We start from the raw sequence: 21,112 nt of genomic DNA, 5'->3' as shown, positions 1-21,112 counted from the left end.
CCGTCTCCGGCAAAGCACACGACCAAGAGATGAAACACGGCAGTTCCGGTCAGGCGGCGGGAGCGAAGGCGCTGCTGGCCGAACTCTCGCGCTGGGCGCCCGACCTTGACGGCAATTGCGCCCGGGCTTCCAAACGACGGGCTACAGCGCCCGGATCTGGGAGCTCTATCTGTCGTTCGCATTCCGGGAGATGGGGTTCCGGCTGCGCCACGAGCACCAGTCGCCCGACTATCACCTGGAGCGGGGAGGCATGGAGCTGTTCGTCGAGGCTACGACGGCGAACGCGCCCGACACCCGCGCCGCTACGGTGGGGGACGGCGAACCGCCGCCCGCACGCGGCATACGGGACCTGACCCTCGACCTAAAGGGACAGAACTTCGCGGCGTGTGAGCTCAACGGAAAGGATAAGAGCGGCATCGTCGACGCGATGGAGTTCGCGCTCACCGGAAGCATCTCCCGCCTCTCGGGTGAGGGCACGGGCGGTCTGTCCGTGAAGGCGCGCGGACCGCATGTCGACAGCCGCAACAAGCCCGAGGCGGCATCGGTCGCACTGGACGTCCTGATCCCGTCCCTCGGGAACAAGAGGGCGCGAATACACCGCTCGGTGAAGGCTGCGAGCGCGCCGGGCGTTACCGATCATTGTTTCGGTGCGGGCCAAGGGCGCGAACGACAGGTCCCTCATGAAGCAGGTTTTCAATAAAGGCGGCGTGGGTGGGCATCACCGCAGCAGCCGCGTTGCAGTTGCGTCGGTGCGCCACCATCATCGCCAGGACGCGGTCGTCGTCGAGCGAATCCGCAATCGGATCATGGGTGCGCGGCACGATGCCCTGCCCCAGCATCACCGCCGTCCAGTTCGGCACCGCGAACAACTCGTCGTCGTAGCGAAAGACACGCCCTTTCTCCCGGAAAAGCGCAATCTTGGCCGCCAGCGTATCGGGGATAGGCATCGTACGGACATGGTCCCAGAAGGGTTCGCCGCGCCGTTCGGTCGCGTGATAATGGAGGATGATGAAGTCGCGGATCGCATCGAACTGCGCCGTCATCAGCCGATTGTATTCGGCCCGCTCGACCGCGGTGAAGCGACGATCCGGGAACAGCGCGAACAACAGCTGAATGCCATGCTGGACGAGATGGATGCTCGTTGATTCGAGCGGCTCGAGGAACCCTGCCGCCAGCCCCAAAGCGACGACATTGCCCCGCCACGGCTCCGCCCGACGGCCCGCCGTAAAGCGCAGCATCCGTGGATCGCCAGCCGGTGCGTCGTCGAGATTGGCGAGCAACAGGTCGAGCGCCGTCTCCTCGGTCATGAAGCCGCTCGAAAAGACATGGCCGTTGCCCGTCCGGTGCTGCAGCGGAATGCGCCATTGCCAGCCGGCCGGCCGAGCGGTCGACCGGGTATAGGGGAGCAGCGGATCGACGCGCGCGCATGGCACCGCCCAGGCGCGATCGCAGGGCAGCCAGTGCGACCAGTCGACGAAGGGCACGCCCATCGTCTCGCCCAAAAGGAGGCTGCGAAAGCCCGAACAGTCGATCCAGAGCTCGCCCTCGATCCGGCGGCCATCGTCAAGCTGCACGGCCCGCACGTCGCCGCTTGCCGCATCGCGCTCGACATCCGCGATCCGCCCTTCGACACGCGACACGCCGTCGCGCTCGGCATAGTCGCGCAGGAACGCGGCATAGAGCCCAGCGTCGAAATGATAGGCATAGGCGAGCTGCGAACGCGGATCGCGCGGATCGGCGGTCGGATGCGCGAAGCGACCCGCCCGCGCGGCAGCGATCGACATCGCGTAATCGTCGATCGGCCCGACCCCGGGGCGCCCGGCGAATTTGCGCCAGAGCTGATGGAAGGCGACGCCGTGGATATCGCGGCCATAGGTGCCAAAGGGATGGATGTATCGGTCGCCCGACCGGCCCCAACCGACGAATTCGATGCCGAGCTTGAAGCTTGCCTGTGTCGCCTTCACGAAGTCGCGCTCGTCGATGCCGAGCAGCGCATTGAAGTTGAGGATCGGCGGGATCGTCGCCTCGCCCACGCCCACCGTGCCGATCGCATCGGATTCGATCAGCGTGATGCGTCGCTGCCCGTCGTCGAGATAGCGAGCCGCCGCCGCGGCCATCATCCAGCCCGCGGTGCCGCCGCCAACGATCACGACGTCGCGGATCGCGCCCTCGCCCCCGCTCATGCCGCCAATCCTGCGCGGGCAAGGGGATCGGGCCGTGCCGGTGCGTGGCCGAGGCCGGCCAGCATTGCACGCCATCGTCCATGCGGAATCGGATCGTCCTCGATCGGTGGCAACCGCCCCCGACGCGAGAACAGATCGAGCCGACGCTCCAGCGCCGCCGATACGGGCAGCGCCGATGCCGCCAGCCAGTAGGGACCCTCGCGCTCGATCATCACCAGCGCACGTGCATAGTCGGCCGCGGCGTCATGCTCCGCCTCGCCGCGGCGATTGGCTTCGGCCCGCTCGCTCGCGACGGGTGCCCCTGCGGGCAGAGCGACGCCAAGCCGCAACAGGGCCGAGTGGATCAGCGCAAGCTCGATCTGCGCAATCGGGTCGGGCGTGAACGCCGCCGGCCCAAGCGCCAGGACGTTCGCGGCCCACCCGTCGCGACGATGTTGCGCGACGGGTATGATCGCCCGCGGATCGGCGGCGGCCTCGACCCGGTGGCGGCGGATCGCGGCATCACGCTCGACGCCCGCTGCGAAGCCGGTCATTCCGCCGCCGCTCCACCCGAAGGACGCGGCGCGGAATAGCGTTTCCCCTGCCTTCGGCGGCGCGCCGATGGCGAGGAGGCCCGTGGCGGTCGGCGCGGAACGCCGCGGGGCGGGCGAAAGCGTGCCGACCGTGTCGATGTACCAGTCGGCGCGGAGGGGATGACCGTCGACGATGACGCGGGCGATCCCGCCGTCCTCGGCGCGCTCGGCGGCAAGGGCGGTCACCGGCCGCCGCTCGACGCCCATCCGCGCGGCGTGCGCTTCGAGCAGCCGACCATAGGCCACCGGGTCGATGCGCGTCAGCGGCGCATCCGGGTCCGGGGACGCGCCCGCTAGCGGCCTGCTCCGATCAGCGAGCCAGGCCTCCAGATGTCCTTGCTCGATCGCGTCGGCATCGGACGGCAGCGACCAGGCGACGCGACTAGGCCAATGCTCGAACCGCTCGCCGCGATGGCTACAGGCGCCCGCTGCGGCAAGCGCCTCCGGCGGCAGGGCGATACGCTCGTGAAACGCCTCTGCGATGGGCCAGAGACGCGTGGAGTGGTCGATGGGTGCAGGCTGCGTCGGCACGGCCAGCCACATCAGGTGCCCGCGCGGCAGCATCCGACCCAGCGCCGCTGCTGCAAGCCGGGCGGTCAGTCCATCGCCGATCAGCATGACGCGAGGCAACATCCTAGGCCGCATCCGCTGCGCACACGCCTAGCCCGAGTGTCGCCCCGTGATCCGGCATCGCTGCGACGCGAGCGGTGAGATCCGCGTCGAGCGCAGCCATCGCGCGGCGCAGCCGGTCCGGCTCCGCGGCGGCCGCCCGGGGGTCGATCCCGCGCGGCAGGATGCCCTGCCCCACCAGTACCGCGACCCAGCTCGGCTCGAGAAACAGGCCGCGCGAATATTGTGCGACGCGTCCGGTTTCCCGCCACAACTCGATCCGCTCGGCCAGCGTATCCGGCACCGCGAGCGCGCGCATGTCGCCCCAGAAATCGGAATCGGTGCGCCGCGTCGCGGTATAGTGGAGGATCAGGAAGTCGCGGATGCGGTCATATTCGCTATCGACGCGGGCATTGAACTCGGCGCGGTCGCGCGGATCGATGGCGCCATCGGGGAACAACTCGACAAGCTCGGTGATTGCCATCTGCGCCAGATAGAGACTGGTCGATTCGAGCGGCTCGAGAAAGCCGCTGGCAAGGCCGACCGATACGACATTCCCCACCCAGCTTTCGCGCCGCCGCCCGGCGCGAAACCGCAGCAGCCGCGGCTCGGCCAGCGGCGTGCCATCGAGCGCGCCGGCGATCGCATCGGCGGCAGCGTCATCGCCCAGATGGGCGCTCGAATAGACATAGCCGTTGCCGACCCGGTGCTGAAGGGGAATGCGCCAGCGCCAACCCGCCGCCATCGCGGTCGCGCGGGTATAAGGCTCGATCGGCCCCGCCGGCGTCGCACAGGGCAAGGCGACCGCGCGGTCGCACGGCAGCCAGCGCGACCAGTCCTCCCACGGCGCCGCCATTGCACCCTCGATGAGGCGAGCAGCGAAACCCGAGCAGTCGACGAACAAGTCGCCTTCGATCCGGCGGCCGTCGGACAGGATCAAGGCGGTCACGTCCCCGGTCTGACCAATCCGATCGACGCCGACGACCCGCCCCTCAATCCGGGTGACGCCGTCGGCCTCTGCGCGCGCGCGCAAATATGGCGCGAAACGCGTCGCATCGAACTGATAGGCATAGCCATAGCCGGCATGATCGGCTTCTTCGCGCGGGTCCGGATGCGCGAAACGGGCGGCACGCGCCATCCGGCAAGGCAGGCTGAACCGCTCGAGCGGGGGCGGGGCGCCGGCGCTCAGCCAATAGTGATGAAAGCCGACATCGCCGATCGGCGCGCCGAAACTGCCGAACGGATGAATGTAGGATTCGCCAACTGCCCCGAAGTCGCGGAAATCGATGCCGAGCTTGAAGGTCCCGAGCGTCGCGGCCATGAACGACTCTTCGTCGATACCCAGCCGCTGATTGAAGGCGCGGATGTGCGGCAAGGTCGCCTCGCCCACGCCGACGATGCCGATCTCGGCTGATTCGATCAGCGTGACCTGCGTGATCGGGCGCAGCAGTCGCGCCAGCGCCGCCGCCGTCATCCAGCCGGCCGTGCCGCCCCCCAGAATGATCGTGCGCATCCCCGCCTCTCTCCTTGGCACTACTTGCCGATGCATGTTTATTAAATCAATTTTCTTTTCTCTCTTGTCGGCGTTGTTCTGAATGTTATGACGAACATGCGTGGTGCGGCCACGCGGCGGAAACGGCGATAACGCCGGCCGATCGTGCAAAGAAGGGGATGACATGAAGGGGATGACGATCCGGCGGGCGAGCCTGCTTCGCCTGGCAGCGAGTGTTTCGACGATCGCGACGATCGGCCACGGCGCCGCGCTCGCACAGGAAGTGCAGCAGACCGAACCGGCGCCGCCGCCCGCGAGCCCCGACCTTGCGACCGAGGATGAGGCGGTGGGCGATATCGTCGTCACCGGCATCCGCGCCAGCCTCGCCAACGCGCAAGAAATCAAGCGCCGGTCAGACACGATCGTCGATGCGATCACCGCCGAGGATATCGGGGCGCTGCCAGACCGGTCGATCAACGAGGCGCTGCAGCGCGTTCCCGGCGTGTCGATCGACCGCTTTGCCGCGCCCAACGATTCGCAGCATTTCTCGGTCGAAGGATCGGGCGTCCAGATTCGCGGCCTGACCTATACCCGCGGCGAGTTCAACGGCCGCGACACGTTCGCCGTCAGCGCCGGGCGTGACATCGGCTATAACGATATTCCGGCCGAGCTCGCCGGATCGGTCGAGGTGTTCAAGAACGCCACCGCCGACCTGATCGAAGGCGGCATCGCCGGCACGGTCAGCATCAACACGCGCAAGCCCTTCGACAGCAAGGACCGCATCATCTATCTGTCGGGCGCGATGAGCTGGGGCGACCTGGAGCAGCGTGGCGAGGGGTCGTTCGCGGGGCTGTTCAGCAACCAGTGGACGGTCGGCGACGGGCACCGCCTCGGCCTGCTCGTCGGCGGCAGCTTCTTCCAGCAGCGCAGCCGCGCCGATTCGATCTTCGTTTCCTCGTTCCTGCCACGCTTCAACGCGCCCGACGACGGGGTGGACGGCTATGCGCCGGATGGCGTCAATTACCAGGGCTCGCAGTTCGACGGCGTGACGTGCGACGGCAACAACCCCAATGAGGGGCGCCTGATCAACCAGGGCACCCCGTACCAGATCCGTGTCTGCGACAATTTTCCCACGCCGCCGGGTTTTGACACCGTCTACACGCCGAGCGGCGCGGGCTTCCGCCAGCAGAGCTTCAACACCAAGCGCAACAGCATCACCGCCGCCGCGCAGTTCGAGACCGCCGACAAGCGGCTGCTGCTGACCGCGCAATATCTGCGCGCGCAGTCGATCGAAAGCTGGGTGGACCGGACAGTCGAACCGAACATATATTACAACGATATTGGCAACACCTATCCGGCGGGTTACATCAACCAGGGCGGGTTCCCGTACAATCCGAATGCCAACTACACGTTCGACGACAACGGCATCTTCACCTCCGGCACCATCGTGCGTCGCGGCAATCTCCAGGCGCGCAACACGCCGAACAATCCGTGCGTCATCCCTAACAACGGTTTTCCCTATACTTCGACCTACTGCCCGTATCCGCAGTTCGTGAATCCGGGCGGGATTAACACCGCGTCGACCAATCGCTATTTCTATTCCAAGTCGACCAATCAGGACGCGGCGTTCAACGTGAAGTTCGCCGCAACTGATCGGCTGCGCTTCAATTTCGATGCGCAATACGCCAAGTCGGAGGCCGAGGGCACCGACGATATCGTCGACATCTACACGTTTTCGAACGTATCGATCGACCTGACCGGCGGGCTGCCCAATGTCAGCTTCGTCACGCCGGGCTTCGACACCGCCAGCTATTTCGGCAGCCCGAACAGCTGGTTCTACAACAACGCCTTCAACAATCGCTCGATCAACGACGGTGACGAGTACGCCTTCCGCGGCGACCTCGAGTACGACGTGTCGGACGACAGCTTCCTGCGCAAGGTGCGCGCCGGCGGTCGCTATTCGAAGCGGCAGCAGACGGTGCGGACCAACGATTACAACAACTGGGGTTCGCTGTCGGCGACGTGGGTCGATCAGGGGCCGCGCTTCGTCTCGGTGACCCAGGACGCGATCACGACCAACAACTTCGAGGGTTTCTTCCGCGGCGATGCCAGCGTGCCGAGCGTGCCCGCGATCCGCGAGGACATTCTCAGCAACCACGACGCGCTGACCGAGTTGCTTCGCCGGGCGAAGGATCCTTCGGGCCAGTTCTCCTACACCCCGCTCGAGGATCGAACGCCCGCCACCGGGCTGGATGCGCTGATCGAGGGCTATTTCCAGCCCAACGAGGTGTATGAGAACAGCGAGGAGACGATCGCCGCTTATGCGCGTGCCGATTTCGGCACCGACTTCGACAGCGGCGCACGTTTCTCGGGCAATATCGGTGTGCGCTGGGTCCGCACCACCGACAAGGCGGCAGGCGCGATCAACTATCCTCAGCGCAATCAGGTACTGCCCAACGGCTTCGCCGATTTCGCCAGCTATTGCGCCGAACAGACCGAGGTGGATCCGAACACCGGCCAGGCGCCGCCCACATCGCAGATCCCGGCATTGTGCCGCCCCGGCGTCACCGCCGCACAGCAGAACGCGGCGCTCGCCTTCGCCGACGGCACCTCGGTGCCGCAGGTGGCGACGCAAACGTTCGACAACTGGCTGCCGAGCCTCAACCTGCGGTTCGACGTCAACAACAAGCTGACATTCCGTTTCGCCGCGTCGAAGGCGATCAACCGCCCGAATTTTGGCGACCTTCGCAACTTCGTCTCGCTCGGTTTCAACGGCAACACCGGCGCGTTCGAGGCGCGGGCGAGCAACCCGTTCCTTCAGCCGATCAAGTCGGACCAGCTCGACCTGTCGGCCGAATGGTATTTCGCGCGCGTCGGCTCGCTCACCGCAACGTTGTTCTACAAGAACCTGACCGACGTCATCGTCCAGAACAGCGGCTTCACCCGCGATTTCAGCAATGGCGGGTCGACCTATGCGCTGCAGCTGACGGGTCCTGCAAATGCCGAGGGGTCGAGCAAGATCAAGGGGATCGAGGTCGCCTATCAGCAGACCTACGACTTCCTGCCGGGGCCGCTGGGCGGCCTGGGTTTCCAGGCCGCGTATACCTACATCGACGCTGGCAACGTCATCCTGTCGCCGCCCGATTTCCGCCCCTCGACCGATCCAACGCCGAACGAGGGCGACGGCAACCAGCCGCCTCAGGACATCACGGGGCTCTACGACAACCTTCCGTTGCCGCAGCTGTCTAAGCATAACGTCAATACGTCGATCTTCTTCGACAAGTACGGGATTTACGCCCGCCTTGCCTATAACTGGCGGTCGAAGTTCCTCTTGAGCAATCGCGACTGCTGCTTCCCGTTCCTGCCGGTCTACAGCCTGCCGACGGACTCGGCGGATGCGTCGTTCTTCTATACGGTCAACCAGAATTTCAAGATCGGCCTGACCGTCAACAATCTTTTCGACTACAAGATCAGGACGAGCTTCGTCCTAAACGGTGACGGGCTGGAGGCGCCGCGTTCGTTCTTCAAGAGCGATCGCCAGTTCCAGCTGAGCGCCCGCCTGACCTTCTGACGGTGGACAGGCGGCTGCTGATCGGGCCGATGGTCGTCGCAAGCCTCGCCTTGGCGGGGTGCGCGGCCACCCCGCCGCCCGGATTGCGGGCAGCAACCGCCGATCCGGCGGCGACGCGCGAGACCAAGGCGCTGTTCGCCTCGCTTCGTCGGATCGCGCCGACGGCGACGCTGTTCGGGCATCAGGACACGCTGGCGTACGGATATCGCTGGCGCGGCGAGCGGGACCGGTCGGACGTGAAGGATGTCGCCGGCTGCTTCCCCGCTGTCTATGGCTGGGATCTCAACGATGCGTTCGTGAAGGGTGGAGAGACGATCGACCCCGCACGCGCGGCGACGCTGCGCGGCTACATCCAGCAGGGTTATGTCCGGGGTGGGGTGGTCACGCTGTCCTGGCATCAGGGCAACCCGGCAAATGGCGGCGACGCGTGGAACGTCGCGGCGCCCGCGGTATCGCGCATCCTGCCCGGCGGCGACCTTCATGCGCGCTATTTGGCGCGGCTGGATGCCGCCGCCACCTTCCTCGCCGGCCTGAAGGCCGAGGACGGGACGCCGATCCCGATCGTCTTCCGCCCTTGGCACGAGCATAGCGGCAGCTGGTTCTGGTGGGGCCGCGATCATGCGACGACGGCCGATTTCAAGGCGCTGTGGCGGATGACGGTCACGCATCTTCGCGACAAGCGGGGGCTGCGCAACCTCCTCTACGCCTACTCGACCGACGTGTTCGCCGATGAAGCGGCGTATCTGGAACGCTATCCCGGCGACAACGTGATCGACGTGCTGGGCTTCGACGACTATTCGCTGAAGACGGCCGCCGATGTCGGTCCCGTCGCCGCGCGGCTCCGCACCGTCACCCGGCTTGCGCGCGAGCGGGGCAAGATCGCCGCCGTCACCGAGACGGGGCTGGAGGCGATCCCCGATCCCAGATGGTGGACCGGCGTGCTGGGCCGCGCGCTCGATACGAATGCTGACATGCGCGGCATCGCCTGGGTCCTGGTCTGGCGCAACGCCAACCCGGCGTTCGATCGCAAGGAGCATTTCTACGCCCCCTATCCCGGACAGGCGAGTGCCGCCGATTTCAAGGCGTTCGCCGACCGCCCCGACATCCTGCTCGAGTGCGAGCTGCCCGATCTCTACGCGCGCGCCGCGGCGCGCTGACCGTCGCCCCGCCGGGATCGCCGGCTGATCAGACTGGTGACGGCGACCCTGCCCGAGGCGATGCGGGGTGCGATCGAGTGCTTTCTGGACGGCTGGCGCGCCGCCCACGGGTTCGCGGGGCTCGGCATCGCGTCGTTCGGCCCGGTGCGGCTGGCGCCCGGCGCCGACGACTGAGACCACATCACCTCGACCCAGTACATCTTGCGATGCGCGTCGATGAACGACACCATTTTTCCCAGGGTCTGAAGTCCGCCCTGTTTTCCCATCCACATTGAGTGAGAATTTTCCGGCCCTTTGAAGCTTGCGGGCAAGGAGCTGGAACATGAAGAAGTCGAGGCACACGGAAGAGCAGATCGCGTTTGCACTAAGGCAGGCGGAGATGGGCATGCCGGTAGCCGAGGCCATTCGCCGGATGGGCGTGTCGGCGTGACCTGCTCCCCGAAAATCATGCCATTGGTAAATTAGCTCGTCAGATGGAGACGAGCGATGCAGCGAGGCCGCTTTACCGAGGATCAGATCATTGGCGTGCTGCGCGAGCATGAGGCTGGCGTGAAGACCGCCGAGCTGTGCCGGAAGCACGGGATCAGCGCTTGTCGCTCGACTTCGTGTCGGATGCATTGGCCTGCGGCCGGCGGTTCCGCTTGCTCAACGTCATCGACGACTACAGCCGGGAGTGCCTGGCCTGCATCGTCGACACCTCGCTGTCAGGTCGGCGCGTCGTCCGCGAGCTGAACGTTATCGCCGAACGTCGCGGGCTGCCGTGCATGGTAGTCAGCGACAACGGCACCGAACTCACCAGTCATGCCGTGCTCGCCTGGTGCCAGGACACCGGCGTCGAGTGGCATTACATCGCGCCCGGCAGGCCGCAGCAGAACGGCTTTATGGAATTGTTTAATGGTCGCTTGCGCGACGAGTGCCTGAACGAGTACCTGTTCCTCTCCCTGGCTGTGGCGAGACGGATCATCGAGGCATGGCGGGCGGACTACAACACCGTGCGTCCGCACGGCAGCCTCGGCGGCATGGCACCCGCCGACTTCACCAACCGCTCCCGCCACGGGCATGAGGAAACCGAAGCTAACTTATCAGCGGCCTGAAAATGGGGAGCAGGTCAGGCGAAGCCGTGCTTTCAGGCCCCCGGACAAAATCTGCGGGCTCAATTCATATCGACCGTGTAGGATATAGGCATGATGCCTGTAGCGACGCACGACGCCGGTCGCCGCTCGATCGAGTGGCCTACCCTACTCCTCGCATTCGCCATCTATGGCGGCTGGACCGCGCTGGTCGGGGCGCATGCCGCATTGCCGATTCCGATTCTCGCCGCGGCGGGGGCGTGGCTGATCGCGTGGCACGGCTCGCTTCAGCACGAGACGATCCACGGCCACCCGACTGGATCAAGGCGGATCAACGCGGTGATCGGCGCGGTGCCGCTGTCGCTGTGGCTGCCCTATGCCATCTATCGCGACAGCCATGAGGCGCATCATCGCAGCGACCACATCACCCACCCGCACCACGATCCCGAATCGCGATACGTCGCGGAGGGATCGGGCTGGCGCTGGGCCGCGCGGCTTCAGGCGACGCTGATCGGGCGGCTGGTGTTCGGACCGCCGCTCTGCGTCCTGGCGCTGCTCCGCGACGAGGCGGTGCGCGTGCGACGGGTGCCGGGCGCGGTCCTGCGCGACTGGGTGCCGCATCTGCTCGCAGTCGCGGGGATACTCGCGATGCTGGAGGGTACAGGGTTCGGCACGCTGCGCTACGTGCTGCTCGTCGTCTGGCCGGGCACGTCGCTGTCGCTGCTGCGCTCGTTCGCGGAGCATCGCGCCGACCTGCCCGGTCCCGCCCGCGCCGCGACGGTGGAGCGCGGCGGGCTGCTCGGCCTGCTTTATCTAAACAACCACCTCCATACCGCGCATCACGACCGGCCGGGTCTCGCCTGGTACCGCCTGCCCGACTATCACCGCGCGCATCGCGACCGGCTGACCGCGCAGGCGGGGCGGCCGCACCGAAGCTATGGCGAGATCGTCCGCCGGTTCGCCTTTCGTCCGCACGACCGACTGACGCATCCGGGGCACGGCGCATGAGCGTCGCCTCGCTCGGCATGTACGACCACCCGGCGCAGCGGTGGGCGAACGAGGCCCTGTGGGCCGCGATCGCAAGCCACCTGCGCGCGGCCGGGATCGACGCACCGGATGCGCTGGATCGCCGCCCGGTGGAGGCGGTGTGGCGCGACCCCGACCTCCTCCTTGCACAGGCGTGCGGCCTGCCGCTGGTCGCCGATCCCGAGCTCGACCTGACCGTGGTCGCGGTGCCGAGCTATGCGGTCGCGGGGTGCACGCCCGGCCGGCATCTGAGCCGGATCATCGTCCATGCCGACGATGAAGCAGCGAACCTGGCCGACCTTCGCGGGATGGTGGCGGCGATCAATGCCCCCCTGTCGAACACCGGCGCGAACCTGCTGCGCGCGGCGTTCGGCGGCATTCCGTTTTCCGACGTGAAGATCACCGGCTCGCACCGCGCCAGCCTCGCGGCGGTGGCTGACGGCGCCGCGGATGTGGCGGCGATCGACGCGGTGACGTTCGCGGCGATCGCTCGCTACGAACCCGAGGCCGTGGCCCGCGTCCGCGTCCTTGCCCACACGGTATCGGTCCCCGCCCTCCCCTTCGTCACCGCACGGCACACCCCACCCGCGACCCGCGCGGCGCTGCGCAAGGCGCTGGCCGCTGCCGCGCACGATCCAGCGCTGGCCGAAGCACGCGACGCGCTGTTCCTGGCCGACATCGTCTCCGCCAGCGGCCAGCGTTATGGCGAAGTCGCGCGGATCGCCCGCGAGACCGCGCTCGCATGATCGCCGCGCCCGCGCATATCGTCGAGGCGCTTGCCGCGATCCGCCGGGCCGCGCGCGGCGACGCCTATCTTCACCGATTCCCCGATCGCGCACGCGTCGCCGCGCTGGTGGAGGCAGTGTCGCACGCGCTCTACCCCGTCCGCCTGGGCGGCTGGCGCGGCGATCCAGCGGCGGAAAACGGCTTCGTCGCCGACCGGCTCGGTGACGCACTGACCATCGTCGAGGAACAAGCCGGCGTCGAGCTCGCCTATTGGCAGGACGAGGCCGCGGACGCCTTCGACACCGGCCTGCCGGCCCAGATCGCCGCGCTGTTCGCCGAGGAACTGCCCGATATCCGCCGCCTGCTCGACGCCGACCTCGGCGCCGCGCTGATCGGCGACCCGGCGGCGCGCAGCATCGACGAGGTGCTGATCTGCTACCCCGGCGCCGCCGCGATCCTGCATCACCGGATCGCCAACGCGCTCTATCGCCTCGGCGCGCCGATCGTCGCGCGCGTCGTCTCCGAACTCGCCAATGCGCGCACCGGCATCGACATTCATCCCGGCGCGACGATCGGGGGCAGCTTCTTCATCGACCACGGCACCGGCGTGGTCATCGGTGAGACCGCGATCGTGGGCGAACGGGTGCGCCTCTATCAGCACGTCACGCTCGGCGCGCGCGCGCCGCTCGGTCTGTCGGCGGACGGCCTGCGGCAGCGGCTGGCGCGGCACCCGATCGTCGAGGACGACGTGACGATCTATGCAGGCACGACGATCCTCGGCCGGGTGACGATCGGGCGCGGGTCGGTGATCGGCGGCAATGTCTGGCTGCTGGACGACGTAGCCCCGGGCAGCGTCGTCGCGCAGCCGACCGCGAGCGTGCTGCCGCTGGGCGAGGCCGACGACCTCAACGACCGCCTGCACGGTCGTTGAGGCTTGTCCGGCTTTCGCCGGCCGACGGCACCGGCCCGCTCCCCCACCCGGCCACCCAGCAGGATACTCAGTGGGCGGCCGGGTGGGGGAGCGGGCCGGTGCCGTTCCTGAACTAGGCGGGGACGGGCTCCTGGTCCGGCACGAGAATCCCCGCCCGCTTCGCGACGATCGTCGGCACGACGATCTGCCCCGCGACGTTCACCGCGGTCCGGCCCATGTCGATGATCGGGTCGATCGCGAGCAGCAGCCCCGCCCCTTCCAGCGGCAGGCCCAGCGTCGACAGCGTCAGCGTCAGCATCACCGTCGCCCCCGTCAGCCCCGCCGTCGCCGCCGAGCCGAGGACGGAGACGAGCGCCACCAGCACCAGCTGCGCCGGGCCGAGATGGATGCCGTAGAATTGCGAGACGAACAGCGCCGCGACCGCGGGATAGATCGCCGCGCACCCGTCCATCTTGGTGGTCGCGCCGAGCGGCACCGCAAAGGCGGCATAGGCAGGCGGCACGCCGATCCGCTCCGCCGCCGCCTGGGTCACCGGCAGCGTCGCGATCGAGGAACGGGAGACGAAGCCCAGCTGTATCGCCGGCCATGCCCGCGACAGGAAGCGGCCCGGCGACACGCCATTCACTGCCAGCAGCGCCGGATAGACGACGAACAGCACCAGCCCGAGCCCCAGATAGACCGCCAGCGCGAAGCTGCCGAGCGACCCGAGCGTCCCCCAGCCATAGCGCACGATCGCATCGCCGATCAGCGCGGCGGTGCCGATCGGCGTCAGCCGGATGACCCAGGACAAGAGCCGGCGAAAGATCGCGAGCGCCGAGGCGTTGAACGACAGGAACGCCTCGCCCTTGTCGCCGACCCGCACAGCCGCCGCACCGATCGCAATCGCCGCGACGATGATCTGGAGGACGTTGAAGCCGACGCTCGTCTTGGCCTTGCCCTCGGCGATCACGGTGTCGGCGCCGATCCCGAGGAAATTGACGGGGACGAGGCCCTTCAGGAAATCGAGCCAGCTGCCGCTCGTCGCCGGCACCGCCGCTGCGGCCGCATCGACACCGCTGCGCACACCCGGCTCCAGCGCAACGCCGAGCACCAGCCCGATCGACACCGCGATCAGCGCAGTGATCGCGAACCACAACAGCGTACGCACCACCAGCTTCGCCGCGTCCTCCAGCTCGCGCAGCGCCGCGACCGAAGCGACGATCGCGGTGAAGACCAGCGGCGGGACCAGCGCCTTGAGCAACTGCACGAACAGCCCGCCGACCGTGTGTAGCGCTTCGCCCAGCGCCGCGACGCCCGCCTCGCGCGCGATCAGGCCGAGCGCGACACCCGCGACCATGCCGATCGCGACCTGCACCCCGAACGAAGGCAGGCGCCACCGCGCCGCCGGAAGAACCTGATCCGTCATGCCCCGGATGTAATTACCCCCTCCACCGATGGGAGAACAGATCGTCCTTGCCGCGCTAAAGCCCGGCTTGGCGCGAACACGGGCTTTGGCCGGGCCAAGCGCGATTTGGCTTTGGCGATCAGCGATCTGGGCTAGACCGGGGCGATGACCGATCTGGCCCTGCTCTACGAACACCCCGCCTGGTTCGCGGCGACCTTTGCCGCGCTCGACGCCCGCGGGATCGACTGGCGCGCGATCCACGCCGACGGCCTGTCGTTCGATCCAGCGGGCACCGAACCGCCGGCGCGCGTGATCCTGAACCGCGTCGCGATGTCGAGCTTCCTGCGCGCGCCCGAGCATCCGATCTTCTTCACCGCCGCCGCGCTCGCGCATTGGCAGGCGCATGGCGCGCGGGTGCTGAACGGCGCCGACGCGCTGGCGATCGACGCGTCGAAGGCGCGGCAGCTGTCGCTGATCGCCGGCCTCGGCCTCGCCGTGCCCGCCACCCGCATCGTCCACCGTGCCGCCGATCTGGTGGCGGCCGCGGACGGCCTGTGCTTCCCGATCGTGGTCAAGGCCAATATCGGCGGCTCGGGCGCGGGGATCGTCCGCTACGACGATGCGGGCACGCTCGCCGCCGCGGTCGCGGACGGCACCACCCCCGACAGCATCGACCGCGTGCTGATGGTGCAGGAGTACGTCCCCGCCCGCGGCGGCAGCATTACCCGGATCGAGACGTTGGGCGGACGGTTCCTCTACGCCATCGAGGTCGATGGCGGCGGCAGCTTCGACCTGTGCCCCGCTGATGCCTGCGCCGTTCCCGGCAAGCCCGCGATCACGATGAAGGCGGTCGATCCCGCCCCCGAACTGATCGCCGCGGCCGAAGCGATCGTGCAGGCGGCGAACATCGACGTCGGCGGGGTCGAGGTGATGATCGACGACCGCGACGGCACCCCCCGCTTCTACGACATCAACGCGCTCTCCAACTTTGTCGCCAATCCTCTGGGAGTGCTCGGCTGGGATCCGCACGATCGGCTGATCGACTGGCTGGAGGCGATCATCGCCGAGGTGAAGGCATGAGATACGGTTTCTGGATGCCCGTCTTCGGGGGCTGGCTGCGCAACGTCCCGGACGAGGGGATGGAGGCGAGCTGGGATTACGCGAAGCGGCTGACGCAGGATGCGGAGCGCTGGGGCTATGACCTGACGCTCATCGCCGAGCTCAACCTCAACGACATCAAGGGCACCGACCAGCCCGCGCTCGATGCGTGGTCGACTGCCGCGGCGCTGGCGGCGGTGACCGAGCGGCTGGAACTGATGGTCGCCGTGCGCCCCAATTTCCACCACCCCGCGCTGTTCGCCAAGGCCGCCGCCAACATCGACCGCATCGCGAACGGCCGGCTGTCGCTCAACGTCGTGTCGAGCTGGTGGGCGGACGAGGCGCGGCAATACGGCCTGCAGTTCGACCAGCATGACGACCGCTATGCGCGCACGTCCGAATGGCTCGACGTGGTGCACGGCCTCTGGTCGCAGGACCGCTTCGATTATGCCGGCCGCTTCTATCGCACCGAGGCCGCGATCTGCGCGCCCAAGCCCGTCGCCAAGCCGATCGTCTATGCCGGCGGCGAGAGCGAGGCGGCCAAGACGATGATCGCCACGCAATGCGACGCGTACGTCATGCATGGCGATCCGGTGGACGCGATCGCCCCCAAGATCGCCGACATGCGCGCCCGGCGTAAGGCCATCGGCGGCAGCCCGATGACCTTCGGTATGGCCGCCTATGCGATCGTCCGCGACAGCGAAGCCGAAGCGAAGCGCGAGCTCGAGCGGATCACCACCGTCACCGAACTGCCCGCCGGCTATGCCAATTTCGACCAGTGGCTGTCGGGCACGCAGCTGGAGCGTGAGATGAAGCTCCAGGAATATTCGGTCTCGAACCGCGGCCTGCGCCCCAACCTGGTCGGCACGCCCGAGCAATTGAAGGAGCGGGTCGCGGAATATGAGGCTGCGGGCCTCGACCTCCTGCTACTCCAGATGAGCCCGCAAGCCGAGGAGATGGAGCGGTTCGCGGTCCAGGTGATGGGCACCGCATGATGGCCTGACCCGTCTGACCGCTTGACGCGGGCAATACACCCCGGCACGTCGGACGGATGGCTCTACGACCCGCGCGCGCCGCGGCGCGCCCCCGGCGCCCCGAATGGCAGGAAACGCTGATCTTCCTCGTCAAGCTGGCGGCGATCGTGTTTGTCGTGCGCAGCTTCATCCTGTCGCCGTTCGTCATCCCCTCGGGCTCGATGCTGCCGCGCACGCTGATCGGCGACTATCTGTTCGTGACCAAGTGGAATTACGGCTATTCGCGCCACTCGCTGCCGATGAGCCTGCCGCTCATACCCGGCCGCCTGTTTCCCTCGACGCCCGCGCGCGGCGACGTGGCGGTGTTCAAGGCGCCGCCGACGAATAATGAGGACTGGATCAAGCGCGTCATCGGCCTGCCCGGCGACACCATCCAGATGCGCGGCGGCACGCTGTTCCTGAATGGCAAGGCGGTCCCGAAGCAGCGCGTCGCCGACTTCATGCTGCCGATCACGCCGAACAGCCCGTGCGATCCCTATTTTCAAGACAAGGCCGCGAACGGCACCCCCGTCTGCCGCTATCCGCAGTTCGAGGAGACGCTGCCGAACGGCGTGCGCTATCGCATCCTCGACCAGGGGTTCAGCGTCGGCGACGATACCGGCATCTACCGCGTGCCCGCGGGCCATGTCTTCATGATGGGCGACAATCGCGACGATTCGAAGGACAGCCGCTTCCCGGACGCGATCGGCTATGTCCCGATGGAGAATCTGGAAGGGAAAGCGGTGGTCAACTTCTGGTCCACCGACGGCAACGCGTCGTGGCTGAAGCCTTGGACCTGGCCCGGCGCGACGCGCTGGAGCCGCATCGGCGAGTTGTACTGAGGCCATGTCGCAGCTGGATGAATGGCTCGCCGCGACCTTCGGCCCGGTCGAAGCGCCCGAACGCTTCGCGCGTGCGCTCACGCACGGCAGCCAGGCGGCGGAGAATTACGAGCGGCTCGAATATCTGGGCGACCGGGTGCTCGGCCTCGCGATCGCCGAATGGCTCTATTCGCGCTATCCGGCGGAGCCTGAGGGGAAGCTGTCGCGCCGGCTCAACGCGCTCGTCACCGGGCCGGTCTGTGCCGACGTGGCGCGCTCGATCGGCGTCGCGCAGCACCTGCGCCTCGGCAAGCAGGCGCGCGAGGATGGCGCGGCGAAGAGCGACAATGTGCTCGGCGACGTAATGGAGGCGCTGATCGGCGCGCTGTTCCTCGAGCGCGGGTTCGACCGGACGGCGGCATTCGTGCGAGAGGCATGGGGCAAGCGCATCGACGATCAGGGCGCGGCGCCCCGCCATCCCAAGTCCGCGCTTCAGGAATGGGCGGCCGCCAACCAGCGGCGCTCACCCGAATATTCGATTCTAGACCGATCCGGCCCGCACCACGCGCCGCGGTTCAAGGTGTCGGTAAAGCTCGGCACCTTCGCCAGCGCCGAGGGCGAAGGTGCGTCGAAGCAGGAGGCGGAAACCGCCGCCGCGACCGCGCTGCTGGCGCAGGTGGAGAAGCGGTAAAGCCCCAACCATCATCCCAGCGAAAGCTGGGATCGCTTGGCTAAGCCACAGGCCGATCCCAGCTTTCGCTGGGATGACGGGTGGTTCAGGCGGACAGCGCCGCCACGCCGGGCAGTTCCTTGCCCTCCATCCACTCGAGGAAGGCACCGCCCGCAGTCGACACGAACGTCATGTCGCCCGACACGCCCGCCTGATTGAGCGCCGCGACGGTATCGCCGCCCCCGGCCACCGACACCAGCGAGCCCTCGCGCGTCAGCGCCGCGGCGGTACGGGCGAGCGCCATCGTCGCAGCGTCGAACGGCGGCGTCTCGAACGCGCCGAGCGGGCCGTTCCAGACCAGCGTGCGGCACGTCTTGAGCACGTCGCCCAGCGCCTCGGTAGCGGCGGGGCCGACGTCGAGGATCATCTCGTCGGCGGCGACCTCATGGACGTTGCAGGTGCGCAGCGACGGCGGGTTGGCGGCGAACTCCTTCGACACCACCACGTCGTACGGGAGGTGAATCGTGCAGTTCGCCTTCTCCGCCGCGTCGAAGATCGCCTCCGCCGTGGGGACGAGGTCGTGCTCGGCCAGGCTCTTGCCCACATCGACCCCGCGCGCGGCGAGGAAGGTGTTGGCCATGCCGCCGCCGATGATGAGGTGATCGACGCGGCCGACCAGATGCTTGAGCACGTCGAGCTTGGTAGAGACCTTCGCGCCGCCGACCACTGCAGCGACGGGGTGCTCGGGCGCGCCCAGCGCCTTTTCAAGCGCATCGAGTTCGGCCTCCATCTGTCGCCCGGCAAACGCGGGCAGCTTGTGCGCCAGCCCCTCGGTCGAGGCGTGGGCACGGTGCGCAGCGGAGAAGGCGTCGTTGACGTAAAGGTCGCCAAGCGCGGCGAAACGATCGACCGTCGCGGGATCGTTCTTCTCCTCGCCGCCAAAGAAGCGGGTGTTTTCGAGGAGCGCCACGTCGCCCGGCTGAAGCAGCGCGGCAGCCTCGGCACCGCCCTCCCAGTCGATGTAGCGGACCGAACGGCCCAGCACGTCCGAGAAGGGCTGCGTCAACTGCGCGGTCGAATGCTCGGGGCTCGGCACCTTGGGCCGGCCGAAATGCGCGAGGACGAGGACGATCGCGCCGCGGTCGGACAGCTCGCTCACCGTGGGCACGGCGGCGCGCAGGCGGGTGTCGTCGCTCACCTTGCCATCGGCCATGGGGACATTGAGGTCCTCGCGCACCAGCACGCGCTTGCCCGTGAGGTCGCCGATGTCGTCGAGCGTCTTGAAGCTGCGTGCCATCGCCTGTTTCCTTAGCCTTGAATGATCTCGATCGCGTCGCCGACCGCGATGTCGCCGCCCGCGATCACCTTTGCCAGCGCGCCGCCGCGCCAGTCGGGGGTGAGCGCGGCCTTCAGCCCCTCGGCCACTTCTTCCATGCGGCTGCACGGATCGCATTCCTGCGTGATCTCGAGCACCACGTCGCCGATACGCAGCCGCGTGCCCGGCACCTGCGGCAGGTCGAGGCCCTCAACGAGCAGGTTGGCGCGGCGATGCCACCACGGCAGGCTGTGGCCGAGCGCGGTCATCGCCCGGTCCCAGTCGCCCGCCTCGATCAGCGAGACCTGCCGCCGCCCGCGCCCGCCGGGCTTCACCGCCCCGCGGAAATCGCCCGCAAGACCCGCCTCGACACTGACCGAAACCCGGTCGATCACCTCGATGGGCCCGCGCGAGCGGGCGTGGCGCGCGATGCCGCCGAGGCGTCCCGTCACCACGCCCGTCATCCTCAGATCAGCTTCGCCATCGCGGTGGCGGTGTCGACCATGCGGTTCGAGAAGCCCCATTCATTGTCGTACCAGCTGACGACACGGACGAGCTTGCCGTCGATCACTGCGGTCTCGAGGCTGTCGACGGTCGAGCTGAAGGGGGTGTGGACGATGTCGATCGAGACCAGCGGGTCGGCGCTGAACTCGAGCACGCCCTTCATCGGCCCCTCGGCCGCGGCCTTGAGGATCGAATTGACCTCCTCGACGCTCGTGTCGCGCGCGGGGGTGAAGGTCAGGTCGATCAGCGAACCGTCCGGCACCGGCACGCGGATCGCCGAACCGTCGAGCTTGCCCTTGAGCTCGGGCAGCACTTCGGACACGGCGCGCGCGGCGCCGGTCGTCGTCGGGATCATCGACATGGCGGCGGCACGCGCACGGCGCAGGTCGGGGTGGATCTGGTCGAGGATCTTCTGGTCGTTGGTATAGGCGTGGACCGTGGTCATGAGGCCACGCTCGATCCCGATCGCGTCGTTCAGCACCTTGGCGACGGGCGCCAAGCAGTTGGTCGTGCACGACGCATTCGAGACGATCGTATGCTCGGCCGTCAGCTTGTCGTGGTTGACGCCATAGACGACGGTCAGGTCGACATTCTTGCCCGGGGCCGAGATCAGCACCTTCTTCGCGCCAGCGGCGATGTGCTTCTCGCACGATGCCTTGTCGGTGAAGAAGCCGGTGCATTCGAGCACCAGCTCGATCCCGTTCTCGGCATGCGGCAGGTTGGCGGGATCGCGCTCGGCCGTCACCTTGATCCGCTTGCCGTCGACGATCAGGTCATTGCCCTCGGCCGACACCTCGCCCGGATAGCGGCCATGCACCGAATCGCGGCTGAACAGCCAGGCATTCGACTTGGCGTCGGCCAGGTCGTTGATGGTGACGAGTTCGAGCCCGCTGTCCGGCCGCTCGAGGATCGCGCGCGCCACCAGACGGCCGATGCGCCCGAAACCGTTGATCGCAACCTTGGTCATCGC

At 67.7% G+C, this 21,112-nt stretch carries 18 protein-coding genes and 3 pseudogenes; 14 read left to right on the top strand and 7 right to left on the bottom strand.

Annotated elements, in window-relative coordinates; all coding sequences use genetic code 11:
- The first annotated feature begins 115 nt into the window (after positions 1-115).
- The gene (locus tag FHR19_RS17465; protein ID WP_221228342.1) at positions 116-700 is read left to right on the top strand and encodes a hypothetical protein; all 585 of its coding nucleotides are present in this window, start codon (positions 116-118) and stop codon (positions 698-700) included.
- Here the strand turns inward: FHR19_RS17465 and FHR19_RS02315 are convergent.
- From FHR19_RS02315 to FHR19_RS02305, 3 genes are read right to left on the bottom strand one after another with little or no spacing between them, the layout of a single operon-like run.
- Positions 630-2,183: a tryptophan halogenase family protein gene (locus FHR19_RS02315; RefSeq protein WP_184023773.1), complete on the bottom strand. Its 1,554-nt coding sequence runs from the start codon at positions 2,181-2,183 to the stop codon at positions 630-632. The genes FHR19_RS17465 and FHR19_RS02315 overlap by 71 nt on opposite strands.
- Entirely contained in the window at positions 2,180-3,388 is a 1,209-nt protein-coding gene (locus tag FHR19_RS02310; RefSeq protein WP_184023771.1) for a tryptophan 7-halogenase, read from the bottom strand. The genes FHR19_RS02315 and FHR19_RS02310 overlap by 4 nt, the downstream gene beginning before the upstream one ends.
- A gap of 1 nt (position 3,389) precedes the next feature.
- Positions 3,390-4,877 carry a tryptophan halogenase family protein gene (locus FHR19_RS02305; RefSeq protein ID WP_184023769.1) on the bottom strand — a complete coding sequence of 496 codons (1,488 nt, stop codon included), beginning with the start codon at positions 4,875-4,877 and terminating at the stop codon, positions 3,390-3,392.
- 163 nt (positions 4,878-5,040) lie between these two features.
- Here FHR19_RS02305 and FHR19_RS02300 point away from each other — a divergent pair, with 163 nt between their 5' ends.
- The 9 genes and pseudogenes from FHR19_RS02300 (at position 5,041) to epsC (ending at position 13,337) form a co-directional block, all read left to right on the top strand.
- A complete protein-coding gene (locus tag FHR19_RS02300) occupies positions 5,041-8,427 on the top strand; it encodes a TonB-dependent receptor (RefSeq protein ID WP_184023767.1) in 3,387 nt (1,128 codons plus the stop codon).
- A 2-nt stretch (positions 8,428-8,429) separates the two neighbouring features.
- The gene (locus FHR19_RS02295; RefSeq protein ID WP_221228341.1) at positions 8,430-9,584 is read left to right on the top strand and encodes a glycosyl hydrolase; all 1,155 of its coding nucleotides are present in this window, start codon (positions 8,430-8,432) and stop codon (positions 9,582-9,584) included.
- A gap of 36 nt (positions 9,585-9,620) precedes the next feature.
- Positions 9,621-9,758: a hypothetical protein gene (locus tag FHR19_RS02290; protein ID WP_184023765.1), complete on the top strand. Its 138-nt coding sequence runs from the start codon at positions 9,621-9,623 to the stop codon at positions 9,756-9,758.
- 148 nt (positions 9,759-9,906) lie between these two features.
- Positions 9,907-10,008, top strand: a pseudogene (locus FHR19_RS17945) (transposase); the annotation flags it as partial.
- A gap of 62 nt (positions 10,009-10,070) precedes the next feature.
- A pseudogene (locus FHR19_RS18020) lies at positions 10,071-10,127 on the top strand (hypothetical protein); the annotation flags it as partial.
- Between the two features lie 38 nt (positions 10,128-10,165).
- Positions 10,166-10,678 (top strand): annotated as a pseudogene (locus FHR19_RS02280) (integrase core domain-containing protein); the annotation flags it as partial.
- A 90-nt stretch (positions 10,679-10,768) separates the two neighbouring features.
- Positions 10,769-11,662, top strand: coding sequence for a fatty acid desaturase (locus FHR19_RS02275; protein WP_184023761.1), 894 nt, complete (start codon positions 10,769-10,771; stop codon positions 11,660-11,662).
- Positions 11,659-12,426, top strand: a complete 768-nt coding sequence (locus FHR19_RS02270; protein WP_246359257.1) for a PhnD/SsuA/transferrin family substrate-binding protein — start codon at positions 11,659-11,661, stop codon at positions 12,424-12,426. Before FHR19_RS02275 ends, FHR19_RS02270 begins: the two co-directional genes overlap by 4 nt.
- Entirely contained in the window at positions 12,423-13,337 is a 915-nt protein-coding gene (gene epsC, locus FHR19_RS02265) for a serine O-acetyltransferase EpsC (RefSeq protein WP_184023758.1), read from the top strand. Before FHR19_RS02270 ends, epsC begins: the two co-directional genes overlap by 4 nt.
- Positions 13,338-13,449: 112 nt before the next feature.
- Here the strand turns inward: epsC and FHR19_RS02260 are convergent, their stop codons facing one another.
- On the bottom strand, positions 13,450-14,742 hold the full coding sequence (locus tag FHR19_RS02260; RefSeq protein WP_184023755.1) for a dicarboxylate/amino acid:cation symporter: 1,293 nt from the start codon (positions 14,740-14,742) through the stop codon (positions 13,450-13,452).
- A gap of 144 nt (positions 14,743-14,886) precedes the next feature.
- On the opposite strand from FHR19_RS02260, the gene FHR19_RS02255 reads away from it, so the two are divergent.
- From FHR19_RS02255 to rnc, 4 genes are read left to right on the top strand one after another with little or no spacing between them, the layout of a single operon-like run.
- Complete coding sequence (locus FHR19_RS02255) at positions 14,887-15,801, top strand: ATP-grasp domain-containing protein (RefSeq protein ID WP_184023752.1); 915 nt, start codon at positions 14,887-14,889, stop codon at positions 15,799-15,801.
- The gene (locus FHR19_RS02250) at positions 15,798-16,814 is read left to right on the top strand and encodes an LLM class flavin-dependent oxidoreductase (protein ID WP_184023749.1); all 1,017 of its coding nucleotides are present in this window, start codon (positions 15,798-15,800) and stop codon (positions 16,812-16,814) included. The genes FHR19_RS02255 and FHR19_RS02250 overlap by 4 nt, the downstream gene beginning before the upstream one ends.
- A gap of 56 nt (positions 16,815-16,870) precedes the next feature.
- Entirely contained in the window at positions 16,871-17,674 is an 804-nt protein-coding gene (gene lepB / locus FHR19_RS02245) for a signal peptidase I (protein WP_184023747.1), read from the top strand.
- 4 nt (positions 17,675-17,678) lie between these two features.
- Positions 17,679-18,344 (top strand): ribonuclease III, encoded by a 666-nt coding sequence (gene rnc / locus FHR19_RS02240; RefSeq protein WP_184023745.1) that lies wholly within the window; start codon positions 17,679-17,681, stop codon positions 18,342-18,344.
- Between the two features lie 85 nt (positions 18,345-18,429).
- Here rnc and FHR19_RS02235 read toward each other — a convergent pair whose 3' ends face one another.
- The 3 genes from FHR19_RS02235 to gap are packed head-to-tail and all read right to left on the bottom strand — an operon-like array spanning position 18,430 to position 21,109.
- Entirely contained in the window at positions 18,430-19,620 is a 1,191-nt protein-coding gene (locus FHR19_RS02235; RefSeq protein WP_184023743.1) for a phosphoglycerate kinase, read from the bottom strand.
- 11 nt (positions 19,621-19,631) lie between these two features.
- Entirely contained in the window at positions 19,632-20,090 is a 459-nt protein-coding gene (locus FHR19_RS02230; protein WP_343053179.1) for an MOSC domain-containing protein, read from the bottom strand.
- Between the two features lie 14 nt (positions 20,091-20,104).
- A complete protein-coding gene (gap, locus tag FHR19_RS02225) occupies positions 20,105-21,109 on the bottom strand; it encodes a type I glyceraldehyde-3-phosphate dehydrogenase (RefSeq protein ID WP_184023739.1) in 1,005 nt (334 codons plus the stop codon).
- Positions 21,110-21,112 lie beyond the last annotated feature (3 nt).

The sequence above is a fragment of the Sphingomonas yantingensis genome (assembly GCF_014199325.1).
Lineage (GTDB): Bacteria > Pseudomonadota > Alphaproteobacteria > Sphingomonadales > Sphingomonadaceae > Sphingomonas > Sphingomonas yantingensis.
This window is presented reverse-complemented; position numbering and strand designations above follow the sequence as displayed.